General features: G+C 61.8%; 10 protein-coding genes. 8 read left to right on the top strand and 2 right to left on the bottom strand.

Features of this window, described 5'->3' with window-relative positions; translation table 11 throughout:
* Positions 1-65 precede the first annotated feature (65 nt).
* Positions 66-602, top strand: coding sequence for a DUF4232 domain-containing protein (locus RO07_RS07185; protein WP_039409336.1), 537 nt, complete (start codon positions 66-68; stop codon positions 600-602).
* A gap of 120 nt (positions 603-722) precedes the next feature.
* Here RO07_RS07185 and RO07_RS07180 read toward each other — a convergent pair whose 3' ends face one another.
* Complete coding sequence (locus tag RO07_RS07180; protein ID WP_335645807.1) at positions 723-1,067, bottom strand: LysR substrate-binding domain-containing protein; 345 nt, start codon at positions 1,065-1,067, stop codon at positions 723-725.
* A gap of 86 nt (positions 1,068-1,153) precedes the next feature.
* Between RO07_RS07180 and RO07_RS07175 the strand changes: the two genes are divergently transcribed.
* From RO07_RS07175 to RO07_RS26515, 3 genes are all read left to right on the top strand, one after another.
* Positions 1,154-1,366: a tautomerase family protein gene (locus RO07_RS07175; protein ID WP_039409333.1), complete on the top strand. Its 213-nt coding sequence runs from the start codon at positions 1,154-1,156 to the stop codon at positions 1,364-1,366.
* A gap of 781 nt (positions 1,367-2,147) precedes the next feature.
* A complete protein-coding gene (locus RO07_RS07170) occupies positions 2,148-2,822 on the top strand; it encodes a hypothetical protein (RefSeq protein WP_039409330.1) in 675 nt (224 codons plus the stop codon).
* 494 nt (positions 2,823-3,316) lie between these two features.
* Positions 3,317-4,672, top strand: a complete 1,356-nt coding sequence (locus tag RO07_RS26515; RefSeq protein WP_237171392.1) for a hypothetical protein — start codon at positions 3,317-3,319, stop codon at positions 4,670-4,672.
* A gap of 252 nt (positions 4,673-4,924) precedes the next feature.
* Here RO07_RS26515 and RO07_RS07160 read toward each other — a convergent pair whose 3' ends face one another.
* Complete coding sequence (locus RO07_RS07160) at positions 4,925-6,802, bottom strand: hypothetical protein (RefSeq protein ID WP_147284534.1); 1,878 nt, start codon at positions 6,800-6,802, stop codon at positions 4,925-4,927.
* Positions 6,803-7,840: 1,038 nt separating this feature from the next.
* Between RO07_RS07160 and RO07_RS07155 the strand changes: the two genes are divergently transcribed.
* The 4 genes from RO07_RS07155 (at position 7,841) to RO07_RS07135 (ending at position 13,668) form a co-directional block, all read left to right on the top strand.
* Positions 7,841-8,650: a hypothetical protein gene (locus tag RO07_RS07155; RefSeq protein WP_039409323.1), complete on the top strand. Its 810-nt coding sequence runs from the start codon at positions 7,841-7,843 to the stop codon at positions 8,648-8,650.
* Between the two features lie 1,170 nt (positions 8,651-9,820).
* A complete protein-coding gene (locus RO07_RS07145; protein WP_084072492.1) occupies positions 9,821-11,257 on the top strand; it encodes an MFS transporter in 1,437 nt (478 codons plus the stop codon).
* A 22-nt stretch (positions 11,258-11,279) separates the two neighbouring features.
* On the top strand, positions 11,280-12,263 hold the full coding sequence (locus tag RO07_RS07140) for a LysR family transcriptional regulator (protein WP_039409317.1): 984 nt from the start codon (positions 11,280-11,282) through the stop codon (positions 12,261-12,263).
* Complete coding sequence (locus tag RO07_RS07135; RefSeq protein ID WP_084072491.1) at positions 12,256-13,668, top strand: aspartate ammonia-lyase; 1,413 nt, start codon at positions 12,256-12,258, stop codon at positions 13,666-13,668. Before RO07_RS07140 ends, RO07_RS07135 begins: the two co-directional genes overlap by 8 nt.
* Positions 13,669-13,696 lie beyond the last annotated feature (28 nt).

The following is a 13,696-nucleotide window of genomic DNA, read 5'->3' as shown; positions in this document are numbered from 1 at the left end:
GAAAAGTCGTACCAGCCAACTTGATTCAATAATTTGGTCACGTCCCTTCCGGAGAGATTTCAACAATGAAACATACCCACTGCCGGTTCCTCCTTTCGCTGTTTTTTGGCTCCCTCGGTTTCGCTCAGATCAGCCAGGCACAAGAGCCTCTCAACGCGTTTTCGCTTTCCCCGTGCACGTCAAATCAAATCGCCATGCGCATTGACGGCAATGGCGATCCGAATAGGATGTCGCATGCCGGCGTACGGTTGACGGTAAGAAACACGGCGTCTCAACCCTGCGCCCTGCCGCGTCGACCGGAGATCGAGTTTGAGGATAGGCAACTGAATCGGTTGCAGACAGCGATGCATTCGAACCCGGGCATGCACCCCGGCCCTGTAGTGCCGCCGCTCGCCGCGGCCCCGGGCCAAAGTTATGTAAGCAATCTCCAATGGACTTCCGGCGACGTCCGCGACAAGGGACGCTGCATCACGCCCACCTTTCTCGCATTGCGGTTGGCCGGAGATATGTCGAGAGTCCTCTTCCCCGGGCAACTGTGCGGCCCGGAGAACTCGCCCCCGAGATATTCCGTAACGTTCTTCGAACCCGCCAAGAGAAAGTGACGATTGGCATGAAATCACCCGGTCCACGGGCATAAACCTGCGCTCGCACGGCTTCGCGGAAAGGCGAATCCAACCGTCCCGGGTTCGAGAAAGGTCCGTCGCAACACGCTGTGCGGAAGGTCACAGCGATGTCGCCGTCGACTCGATCAGTGCCCTCAACCACTGCTGTGCCGGGTGGTTATCGCTTCGGCGATGCCAGATCAGGTCAAATACGATTTCCGGCAGCGCGACAGGCGGCGGGAACAGCGCCAATCGCCGGCCAGCCGGGGAACGGAGTGCCACCCGCTTCAGGACCGTGGCCGTCATGCTCGTGCATGCCACGACGGCCGGTGCGGCAAACATCTGCGGCAGCGTCAACGCCAGCGTGCGCTTCTTGCCCTGCTGCGCCAGCGCCTGATCCACGATGCCGTGTCGTTCTCCTTCCGAAGACACCAGCACGTGCTGCAGCGCGAGATAGGTTTTCATGTTCATTCCGCGTCGAGCTGCCGGATTGTCGCTGGCGACGATGGTGACGAATTCATCGCGCTAATCAGCCGGAAAGCGTGAAGATCATGCCATTTGTCAATTTCAAGGTTCCCGAGGCTGCACTTAGCCGTACTCAGAAAGAAGAGATCGTCTATCGGACGACCGCAATGCTGGTGGAGTATTTCTCGGAGCACGCTCGCCCGCACACCATGGTTCTGATCGAAGAGGTCAAGGACGGTGGCTATGCCCGGGCCGACGAGGTGTTCGTAATCCCCGAGCCATATCGAAAGAACGAGTAATGCTCACCGCGCCCGCCATTGCACCGTGCCGCATGAGCGATTTATGCAAAGGCTGATGACGCAGCCTCTGCAACAATGAATTACCCACGGTGCGCCATCGACAATGACGGGCGCGCCGCGCTCGAAAAAGCTTCCGCGAGGAAAATCCATGTGTCCCGTTTCCGGCGCTGGGGCCCCGCGCTCCCACCCCCTTGTGACAACGTCGACGTCCGCCCAATCGACTACGTCAACTTCAACGCTGCCAAACGCACTTGGCGCCAACGTGCGCGAAGTACGTCAGGCCGGCAGATGGCCCCGTTTTTCGTTGAGAATGAACCAACTCCTGGTCTCCAGCAGGACACCGACAGTCGCTGGGCAGGCCTCGGGATTCGAGGGTCGGTGGCCCGTCTCTCAGGAATCCCATACCCGCGTCGACGCATTGGCCGACCGGCCATCGAGTTCGGCCCGTCCACAACCGACATCAGCGCTGGTGCTCGATGGGATGTTGACACTCCTCGACGCCGCGCCGGCGCAGCAGGCCAATGTCGGCGCGTTGGTCGGCCCGCCCTCGAGTTCGAACCAATGGCCCCCCTTCTCCGAAACGCCGAACCTGCTAACGAGGTATCCGGGCATGTCAACGACGCCTACCGATACCGCAGCGTTGACCAGCAGGCCGTCAGGTTCATTCCGACAACCGCCCCTCCTCGACGCCCGCACTGGACAAAAGCGTGCGGCCCCCCAACGCGCAGACAGTTGGTATCGCACTGGATTACCGCCTCCTCCGACAAAAATCCCGGTCAAGGTGATTGCCGACGAAACGCTGCTGGCTATTCAGGCGGCCGTCGAGGCAGCCCAGACTATCGGCCAGGCACTTGACACTGCAGCGCTTGCGCAAGCGCTCGGCGTGCCCCGCGAGACGTTAGGCTTGTATGTGGTCGACAATGCACTGACAGCGGAAGCACGGAACCGGTTGACTCAGCTCGTCGGGGGAAATACTGGCGTCAAGCCGAAGACGAGAGGCGTGGACAAGGTCAAGAGGAAAGCTCGCGGGCCCAATGTACGATTGGCACCTGACTACTGGCCGACGCTGAAGTTCGAGGTGCACAGTGTGCGCCCGTTTAATGCAAGAGCGTTTGGCGACAGATACTCAGTGCCTCATAGCACAGTACGAAGGCATGTCAAAACACTTCGGGAGCAAAGCGCCTCGCAGGCTATGGGGCTTGGGAGCGTGGCACCCACCGCCCCACGGCGCTTCGGGTCTGTGATGAGGCGCGTGGAGCCGCAAGACTTGCTGGCGCTGCGTGACGAGCGGGCTCGCGGCGGTCCGTTTGACCGGTCAGATTGGGCGCAAGAGCGCAGTCTGAGCATCTATTCGGTATGTAAATACGTAACGCTGGAAGGTGAGTTGACCGAGTTGGGATTGAGTCTGCTGGATCAAGACTCACTGGCGCGAAAGATGCACGATAGCGTTTCTTGAAAGCGCTGTCTCATGCCCTCTTTTGATCTCGACAGGCACGCCCTGCGATGGAGGCTGCATCAGCGAACCGAGCGATTTCTGACGAGCGACTTCCAAACCCTGAGTCCAGCCGACTGAGCCAATGCCGCTCCGCCTGGGGAAAGGGGTCGAATTTGCGCCAGCTCGACTGCGCTACGTCTGGCACATCGCCGCATTTGCACAATGGCAAAAGAGCGATTTATGCAAGTGTAGACAGTGCAGCGTCTGTGACAATGAAAATACACGTGCCGTGCCACCGACAATGATGAGCATGCCGCGCACGAAAGCGCTTCCGTGAGATAAGTTCAATGTATCCCATTTCCGGCGCCGTGGCCTCGGATGCCCGGTTCCCCGTGACGGCCTCAACGTCGGCACAGCCAACCCCGCCAGCCTCGACTTCAGCGCAGTCGCCCACCCTCGGCACTGAGGTGCAAGAAGTGCGTCGGGATAACGGGTGGTCCCGAACGCCGTCGAGTTTGAGTCAACTCCTGTCGCCCCTCAGAACGACGACGGTCACCGAACTGCCTCCGGGAAACGTGAACCCGTTGACGTCAACATCAACGCAGCCGGCTCCCGTCGGCGCCAATGTGCGCTCAGTTCACCAGGCGAATCAGGCAGGCGGGCGAACGCAAGCGCGTGTCCACACCGAGATGACGGATGCCTTGCTGGACTTCCTCAGACAGCCGCCGTCTCCCGGGACATCGCAACTATTGGATAGGTTTGAGGCTATTCAAGAGAGCTTGGAGCGGGGCGTCGATGCCCAAGCACTGAACGACGTGCCATCACCGTCCCCTGAAGCACCCGCGCCGATCCGCGAATGGATGCTGACCGATAGGGATGCCGCACCGGACCCGCCGGCCATGACGCCGTCCAAACCAACGACGTACGCCAATACCGAGGCGTCGACCGACAGGACGTCGGACTCAGTCCAGCGGCAACCTTCCCCCGGTGCTCGCGCAGAGCGAAAACGCGCCGCCCCCTCGCGCGCCGACAGCGAGCTAACCGCCAACGTAACCAACGTAACGCCTCCTCCCCCAAAAACCAGCAAGACGGTCAACGACGAAACGCTGCTCGCTATCCAGTCTGCCGTCCAGGCGGCGCAGACCACCGGCCAGCTGCTCAACAAGGGGGAACTTGCGAAAGCGCTAGGAGTGAACAAGCCTCAGTTGGATTATTACGTGCTTCACAATGACCTGACGGTGCCCGCCCGCAAAAGACTGGCTCGGATTGCCGGAGAGAGTGCCAGTTCCACCAAGATCGGGGATGACGTCCTTCTGGCGCTGGAGGCCGAGGTGGACAGCCACCGCTCGTTCAACACGGCAGAGTTTGCGCGACGGCACGGCCTGAACAAGCGTTCGGTAGGCGCTTATGTGCGTGTGGTCGACTGGGACACGCGGAAGGCAGAACTGAGGCCCCTGGCAAAGTTAAGGTTGAGCAGGATCAAAGGGAAAGCCGTAAGGTCCAACGTGCGCCTGGAGACTGACTATTGGCAAGTGCTAAAGTCCGAGGTGGACAGTAACCGCCCGTTTAGTGTGTCAGCGTTTGCCGACAGATACGCAGTGCCCCAGGGCACGGTTTGGAAAGATGCAAAAAAACTCCGGGAGCCAGCCGCTCCTCCGCACCCGACGCCTGTCATGAGGATCGTGGAACCGCGAGACCTGCTGGCGCTGCGCGAGGAACTGGCCAGCGGCGGCCCGTTTGACCGGCAGGCGTGGACGCAAAGGCTCGGCCTGAGTCCCTTTGCAGTACGTAAATATGTAACGGCAGAAGGCAAGCTAACCGCAATGGGATTGAGCCTGCTGGTGAAAATCGCCCCACAAGATGCAGGTTAGCGTTTTGCCAAGGAGGTCGGTTCATACCCTCTTTTGGCCTCAGCGCATCGTAGCGGCGCTCGCAGGCGAATCCTGCGACGTAGGCTGCGTCGGCGAATCGAGCGATTTCCGACAAGCGGCTTTCTGCCTCCGCGTACAACTGGCTGAGCAGATGGAGACGCCCTGAGCCGCCGTCCCGCTATTCAATGCGTCGAGCGTTGTCGGAAAAGCTGCGGTTCAGCAGAATGAAATATATAGGATACCAAAAATATTTTAAGCATTGCCAGTCACATGAACCTCGCCAGCCTTGCGGAGCCGGCTCTCGCCGAGTGGAGTCAGGCTGCCGTCGGCATAAAGGTAATTTTTTAGCGCCCCAGCCCGGACATTGTCTCGTCTGGCCACACCATTGAGCCCACCCGCGGCATCAATCCCCGCTTTGCCGAGGTCCTTCCACTTCTGTAACAGGGCGTCCGTGATCTTCGCTTTCCCGGCCGGGCTCAGCCGGTCTTCGCCGCGCTGGCTCAGGCGGCCGTCCGCATGAAGGTAATTTTTCAGTGCCACAGCCGGGACATGGTCCTGCCTGGCCAGGCCGTCGAGTCCACCCGCAGCCTCAATCCCCGCCTTGCCGAGGGTCTTCCACTTCTGCAACATGGCGTCGGTGATCTTCGCTTTCCCGACCGGGCTCAGCCGGTCTTCGCCGCGCTGGCTCAGGCGGCCATTTGCACGAAGGTAGTGTTTCAGTGCCGCGACCGGGACATTGGCCTGTCTGGCCAGGCCGTCGAGCCCACCCGCGGCATCAATCCCCGCCCGGCCGAGGTCCTTCCACTTCTGCAACATGGCATCGGTAATCTTCGCCTTCCTGATCGGGTTGAGCCGGTCTTCGCCGCGCCGGCTCAGGCTGCCGTCGGCACGAAGGTAGTGTTTCAGTGCCACAGCCGGGACATTGCTCCGCCTGGCCAGGCCGTCGAGCCCACCCGCGGCCTCAATCCCCGCCCGGCCGAGCGTCCTCCATAACTGCAGCATGGCGTCGGTGACCTTCGCTTGCCTGCGCGGGTTGAGCCTGTCTTCGCCGGTCTGGGTCAGGCTGCCGTCTGCGTGAAGGTAATTTTTCAGCGCCCCAGCCGGGACATTGTCCTGCCTGGCCAGGCCGTCGAGCCCACCCGCGGCCTCGATCCCCGCCCGGCCGAGGTCCTTCCATTTCTGCAACATGGCGTCGGTGATCTTCGCTTGCCCGTTCAGGGCGGGGTTGATCCGGTCTTCGCCGCGCTTGGACAGGCGGCCGTCTGCGCGAAGGTAGTTTTTCAGCGCTCCAGCCGGGACATTGTCCTCCCTGGCCACGCCGTCGAGCCCACCCGCGGCCTCGATCCCCGTCTCGCCGAGGGCCTTCCACTTCTGCAACAGGGCGTTAGTGATCTTCGCTTTCCTGCCCGGGGCGGGGTTGAGCCGGTCTTCGCCGCGCTGGGTCAGGCTGCCGTCGGCACGAAGGTAGTGTTTCAGTGCCGTAGCCGTGACATTGTCACGCCTGGCCACGCCGTCGAGCCCACCCGCGGCCTCGATCCCCGTCTCACCGAGGGCCTTCCACTTCTGTAACAGGGCGTTGGTGATCTTCGCTTTCCTGCCCGGGGTAAGCCGGTCCTCGCCACGCTGAGTCAGGCTGCCGTCTGCGCGAAGGTAGCTTCGCAGGGCTCTAACCGGGACATTATCCCGCCTGGCCACGCCGCCGAGCCCGCCCACGGTCTTGATCCCCGCCGGGCCGAGATCCCTCAACTTCTGCAACATGACGTTGGTGATTTTCACTTTCCCGTCCGGGTTGAGCCGTTCTTCGCCGATCTGGGTCAGGCTGCCGTCGGCACGAAGGTAATTTTTCAGCGCTGCCGCCGGGACATTGGCCCGCCTGGCCACACCGCCGAGCCCACCCGCGGCCTTGATCCCCGCCGGGCCGAGACCCTTCCACTCCTGCAACATGGCACCAGTGATCTTCGCTCTCTTGTCCGGGTTGAGTCGGTCTTCGCCGCGCTGGGTCAGGCGGCCGTCCGCACGAAGGTAACTTCGCAGTGCCGGCTCCGAAACGTTGGCCTGTCTGGCCAGACCGTCGAGCCCGCCCGCGGCCTTAATCCCCATGGCACCGAGGCCCCCCCATAACTGCAACATGGCGTCGGTGATCCTCGCTTTCGTGCCCGACGCACCAGTCTCCTGTCGAGGGATTTTGGCTGGGGGTGGCATTGAATCGGCATCCATTCCACTGCTGACGTCCTGTGGTGCTGAACGCTTTTCCGTTCCCTGGTTCGAGATGATTTCCGGTGTTGCGGGGGAAAGCGGTCGTTGGGCCGAGCTCGACGGTATGGCGGCCTCCCCATCGGCTTGATGCACTGCACGCACATCGGCAGCCAACGGCGTTGGCGGCCGTGCATTCTGGCGAGGCTGCCCCGACGCTGACGCAGCCGCTGGCGGCTGAGAGCGCGTGGCTCCAAGGCTGAGAAGTGAATCCATGGCTTCACATGACAGAGATTTTTGCGATCGCGATTGACTGTCTCATGGTCTCGCCATCCGCGCTTTCATGAATCGCTCAGTGCGCGACGTGCCCGGCTGGATAAGTTCTGTCGCGGTAAGCGATGCTGGAATTAAATTCACTCAGTCGAAAACCGAGGCCGCCAGAAAATGTGTTGTGACAAAACGCAGTCAACGCGTGAGCATCGGGCGACTACCCACGAGAAAGGCGGCGAATAGCGGTTTGTCGCCGTCGGTCCTCTCCCCTGATTACATAGCCGCAGCTTCTGGTTCACATCGACTCGTTCAGCACTGCTTACCGTAACGGAAGCCAACCGGCCGAACACACCGCGCACTGAGCGATTCATGAAAGCGCGAACGGCGAGACCATGCGACAGTGAATCACGATCTCAGAAATTTCTATCATGTGAAGCCATGGATCCACTCCCCAGTCTTGGAGCCCCGCGCTCTCAGTCCCCAGCGGTGGCGTCAACATCGGCGCAGCCTCGACAGAGTGCACACCCGCCCACCGCGTTGGCTGCCAATGTGTGCGCGGTGCGTCAGGCCGATGAGTGGCCCGACATGCCGTCGAGCTCGACCCAACGACCACTGTCCCTCGCATCACTGAGGATCGCCTCGAACAGCGAATCGGAACGACGTTCATCACCCCAGAACGCGAGCGACAGAGAGGATGCTGTTTCAATGCCGTTCCCGGCCCAAATCCCTCGACAAGAGACTGGTGTCTCGGGCGGGAAAGCGAAGATCACCCCCACCATGTTGCGGCTGTTGGCGGAGCTCGATCGGGAGGAGTTTGAGGTCGCAGGTGGGCTCGACGGTCTGGCGAGGCTGGTCAACGTCCCAGCGGCGGCACTGCGACATTACCTTCGTAAAGATGGCCGCCTGACCCCGATCGGCGAAAACATGCTCTACCCTGACTGCCACGGGGGGATCACCAACACCTTGATACGACGGTGGGCACGCCTCGGCCCTGAGAGGATCGAGGCTGCGGGTGGGCTCGATGGCCTGGCCAAGCAGGACAATGTCCCGGCTGCGATGGTGCGAAGTTACCTTCGTGAAGACGGCAGCCTGACCCGGCGCGGCAAAGATCACCTCAACCTGCGCAGCCAAGCGGAGATCACCAACACCATGTTGCGACAGTGGACGTACCTCGGCCCCGATGGACTCGAGGATGTGGGCGGGCTCGACGGTCTGGCCACGCTAACCAATGTCTCGGAGACGGAGTTGCGAAGTTGCCTTCGTGAAGACGGGCGCCTGACCCGGCACGGCGAAGAGCGCCTCTACCTGCGCAGCCGCGCGGAGATCACCAACGCCATGTTGCAGAAGTGGGTGACCCTCGGCCCGGCGGGGATCGAGGCCGCGGGCGGGCTCAGCGGACTGGCTAGGCGGGCCGATGTCCCGCCTTGGGCAATAAGACATTATCTTCGTGAAGACGGCAGCCTGACCCGGCACGGTGAGAAGCGGCTCCGCGCGGCTGACGCGCGACCTGTGTGAACGAGAATGCCCCCAAGACCATTGAAGACGTGAAGTCATGGACCAACAAGTTCCCAGCATTGGAGCCACGCGCCCCCAGCCGCCAGTGATGGCGTCAACGTCGGGGCAGCCTCGACGGAACGCACCCCCGCCTGCAGCACTGGCTGCCAATGTGCAGGCGGTGCGTCAGGCCGATGATTGGCCCGACATACCGTCGAGCTCGACTCAACGACCATTTTCCCTCGCATCGCTGCGAATCACCTCGAACAGCGGAGCGGAAAAGCGTTCAGCACCACACGCAAGCGATAGAGAGGATGCCGTTTCAACGCCGCCCTCGGCCAAAATCCCTCGACGAGGAACCGGCGCATCGGGCGGGAATGCGGAGATCGCCGACGCCACGTGGCTTGTCCTCGACCAAGCCGAGGCCGTGGGTAGGCCCAACGGTACAGTCACCGGGCGGGACAATGTCCCGGTAGCGGCGCCGGCAAATTACGTTCGTGCAGACAGCGGCCTCCCCCAGCGCGGCGAAGACCGGCTCGGCACGGGCAGGGACATGGTCACCAACGCCATGCTGCAGATGTGGAGGGTCCGCGGTCGGGAGGGGATTGAAGCCGCGGGTGGGCTCGACGGTGTGGCCAGACAGGAAAATATCCCGGCGGCAGCACTGAGACATTACCTTCGCGCAGACGGCCACCTGACCCAGCGCGGCGAAGACCGGCTCAACCCGAGCAGGACTACCAGCGCCATGTTGCGGAAGTGGTAGATCCAGGGCAGGTGAGGCTCGATGGTCTGACCAGGCAGAACAATGTCCGGGCTGCGGCAGTGCGAAATTACCCCGTGCAGAAGGCAGCCCGACCCGACTCTGCGAGAACCGGCTTCGCGCAGCTGACGCATAGCAAACGCGCGTTCTTTGAAGGACAGCATCTCCAAGAGCGCGATCGTTCATTGATTCGATGGTTTCCCATCAGGCGAAGCCGGCGGTAGTGCTCTCTAACCGAGCACGGTGAACATTCCATTCGTACATCCGGCTGCCATTCAGACGCTGCCAAGCCCCCCAATTTCAGCCTCACTAGAGTGCAGTATTAATATTCCTGATACTGTCGATCGACCCGCTGTTTTATTGAACTCGTCCCTCTACACTGGTTTTCAAGGCGCACCGATTGAGCGCCATACCGGAGACAGGAGACAGACGTGAGCAAACAGGTATTACTCGAAGACTTGCCTCTTCGCCCATTCCATGTGGGCGTGGCATTCAGCGGGACAGGCGGTCAGTTCAGCGATGGCTTCGTACTCGGCATTATCGGTATCGCGGTGAGCATGGCGGCCGGACCGCTACATCTCGATGCGCTTTGGATGGGCCTGCTCGGCGCCGCATCGCTCGCGGGACTGTTTTTCGGCAGCATGTTCGCCGGCCCCATCGCGGACAAGTATGGTCGCAGGACGATTTTCGCGTGGGACATGTTGCTCTTTGCCGTCGTCTCGGCCGCGCAGTATTTCGTGACGTCGCCCTCGCAATTGTTGGTGCTGCGCCTCCTGCTCGGCCTCATCCTCGGCGCCGACTACGTCGTGAGCAAGTCGCTGGTGACCGAATATTCGCCGCGCCGATACCGTGGTCGGCTGCTCAGCGTGCTCGCGGCGGCCTGGGCGGCCGGTTACGTGGGCGCCTATCTCGCAGGCTTCACGATGCGCGATATGGGCCCCGACGCGTGGCGGATCATGCTCGCAGTGAGCGGCGTCCCTGCTTTGCTCATTCTCCCGTTCCGTCTGATCGTGCCCGAATCGCCGATGTGGCTCATGAAACGCGGACGCGGCGACGAAGCCCTGGCCATCGTTCGCCGCAGGTTCGGCCCTGACGTCACGCTTGCGATGACGACAACGGCAGCGCACCAGCGGCAGGTGCGAGTTTGGTCGCAATTGTTCTCGCCCCGCTGGCGCCGAAATACGTTGGTCGGCTGCGTTTTCTACACCTGCCAGGTGATCCCCTACTTCGCCTTGGGCACGTTCGCGCCGAAAGTGCTCGAAGCGCTGCATGTCACCGACAAGTTCGTTGGTGGGCTGGTCTACAACATCCTGCTTCTGGCCGGCGCCGTGATCGGACTGCTGTTGATCGATCGGATTTCGCGTCGCACGTTCCTGCTCGGGACCTTCTATCTTGCCGCACTCGGTCTCGCGGTACTGACCTACGGAAGCTTCGGTCCGATCGGCACGATGTTGATCTTCGGCTTCTTCGCCTGCGTTCTGTCGGCCGCCGCGAACCTCGAGTTCGTGTATCCGCCCGAGCTCTTCCCGACGCATCTTCGCGCCTCGGGCGTCGGCCTCGCGGTGGCTTCGAGCCGCTTCGGCTCAGCCATCAGCACGTTCCTGCTGCCCATCGCCGTCCAACAGGTCGGTATCCACTCGGCATTGGCCGCATGCGTCGCGGTACTGCTGTTCGGCGGGGTGTTCTGCCACTTCATGGCGCCGGAAACGGGCGGCGAGAATCTTGCCGACGTCCAGTCCGACAGCGCTACGGATGACCGGGGCGCCGCTGCTGGACGCAATGATGCAATGCTTGCGACGTCGGCATCGTCCGCCGGCTCTGCCGCGAACGCGTGCTCGCCGGGCGACGTCCATAATGGCCGAATATAGGACGCCCACGTGAGGACTGCACATGCCATCGAACAAGCCCATTGATATGCACGCGGTGCAGGTCTTCGTCGCCGTCGCGGAGGAAGGAAGCATGTCCGCCGCGGCGGCGCGAATGGGGATATCGCAGTCCGGCGTGTCGCAGATCATTCGGCAGTTGGAAGAAGAACTGGGTGTCGTGCTGGTGAATCGGACGACGCGGCCGATAGCGTTGACGCCCTTCGGCATCGCGCTGAGAAATCGCGGTGCCGTGTTGCGCGAGGAGATCGCGAACCTCAAGGCGCAGGTCGTCGAAGCCGGACGCGGCATCAAACCCGACTTGCGCATCGGGCTGGTCGATTCGTTCGCCTCCACCTGCGGGTCGGTCTTCACCAAGAAGCTCCTCGACAAGGTGACCCAGTTGTCGATCCGCACAGGCCTGAGCCCTCAACAGGGCGAAGCGCTGCTGCGCCGCGATCTGGATCTGATCGTCACGAGCGATCCGCTGATCGATGCCAACGACATCGTGCGATACAAGCTGTTCTCCGAACGCTACTTTGTGATAACGCCGAAATCCCTCAAGGCGTCCGTGAAGACGATCGACGACCTGCGCACGCTGAACAGCAGCATGCCGATCGTGAGGTTCAACCGGATGTCGCAGGTGGGCATGCAGATCGAGCGATATCTCCGGCGCATCGAGATCCGCGCGCCCGCCCGTCTCGAACTGGACAACGCCGACGCGTTGACCTCGATGGTGGCGGAAGGCATAGGCTGGGCCATCACCTCCCCGATGTGCCTCCTTCAGGGGGTGGCGCATGCGAGCAACGTGCGTGCGCACGTCGTGGAGAACCTGGGACTGGAGCGCGCGCTATACCTCGTGGCGCGACGGGACGAATACAACGTTTTCTTCGATGACGCCTGCGACACGGCACGCGAAGTCATCGAAACCTCTTTTCTGCCGAGGCTCGCTGCGCTCGGCGGAGACATCGAAAAACTCATTACCGTTGGCGGAAGAAATCTCTATGAATAGGCCTGATCGAAGCAATCCCCGAATCGAACGCGACTACGTGGGCGAAGTCGCCATTTCCGGTGACAAGCTTTATGGCGTGAACACGGTTCGCGGTGTCGACAACCTCACGGTGTCACCGCTGAGCATTGCCCACTATCCGGCGTTTCGCGACGCGTTCGCGCAGGTGAAGTGGGCGGCAGCGTTGGCGAATCGTGACAACGAGGTCGTCACCGGCGAGCAGTGTGATGCGATCGTCGCGGCATGCAAGGAAGTGATCGAAGGAAAGTTCGACGATTCGCTGGTGGTCGACCTCATGGAGGGTTCCGGCGGCACGTCGACCAATATGAACTTCAACGAAGTCATCGCGAATCGTGCGCAGCAAATCCTCGGTCATGCCGCCGGGAGCTACGAAATCATTCACCCGAATGACCATGTCAACCGCTCTCAGTCGACCAACGACGCGTATCCCGCCGCCCTGAAGATCGCCACTTACACGATGCTCGGCTCGCTCGTCGATGAGCTCGAAAAACTCGCGGGTCTCTTCGGCAACAAGGCAGTGGAGTTTGCCGACATCCTTCACCTCGGTCGGACCTGTCTGCAAGACGCTCAACCGATGCGTCTGGGGCAGCGCTTCGGGGGTTACGCCTCCCTGACCACACGCTTGGCCGGGGAACTGAGCACGGTGCGCGGGAAGCTTCGTACGCTGCCGCTCGGTGGCACGGCAATCGGCACCGGCTTCGGCGCGCCGGCGGGTTATCGGGCAGCGGTGTACGCGCATCTTCGCGACGTGACCGGGATCGCCTATGAAGCGCCGGTCGATCCGTTCGACGCGATGCAGAACATGGATGTGTTCTCGCGCGTCTCGGCAGAATTGCGCACCTGTGCGGTGTCGCTTGCGAAGATCGCCTCCGATCTGACCGTGTTGTCCTCCGGGCCCGTTGGCGGACTCGGCGAATTGAAGCTGCCGGAAGCACAGGCAGGCTCGTCGATCATGCCAGGCAAGGTGAATCCGGTCTTGCCGATGGCAATGATCCAGTTGAGCTTCGCGGTCGTCGGCAACGATGTCGCAGTCGCGCAAGCGGTACAGTACGGCGAACTGGAGATCAATCATTTCGAGCCGGTCGTGGCCTCTCGCGTCTTTGACAGTATTACGCTGCTCAAGAATGGGATTCAGCGTTTCGGCGAGAAATGCGTGAGCGGGATCGAAGCGGATGCGGGGCGCAACGAGCAACATCTTCTGGATTCAATGGCCGTCGCCACGGCGCTGGTGCCGCAGATCGGCTACGCCCGCGTGAGCAAGCTTGCACGGCAATCCGTGGCCGAAGGCCGGTCGCTGATGGCGATTCTGGACGAGTCCGGACTGCTTTCGCGGGATGACGCTATCGCGGCTATTCGGAATGCGTCGCACCCGGTATTCGATGCCTGACTTTTAGACGAATGAGGGCCGGCCCTGA

This window comes from Pandoraea pulmonicola, from assembly GCF_000815105.2.
Classification (GTDB): Bacteria; Pseudomonadota; Gammaproteobacteria; order Burkholderiales; family Burkholderiaceae; genus Pandoraea; species Pandoraea pulmonicola.
The sequence above is the reverse complement of the archived record's forward strand: the minus strand, read 5'-3'. Positions and strand labels throughout refer to the sequence as shown.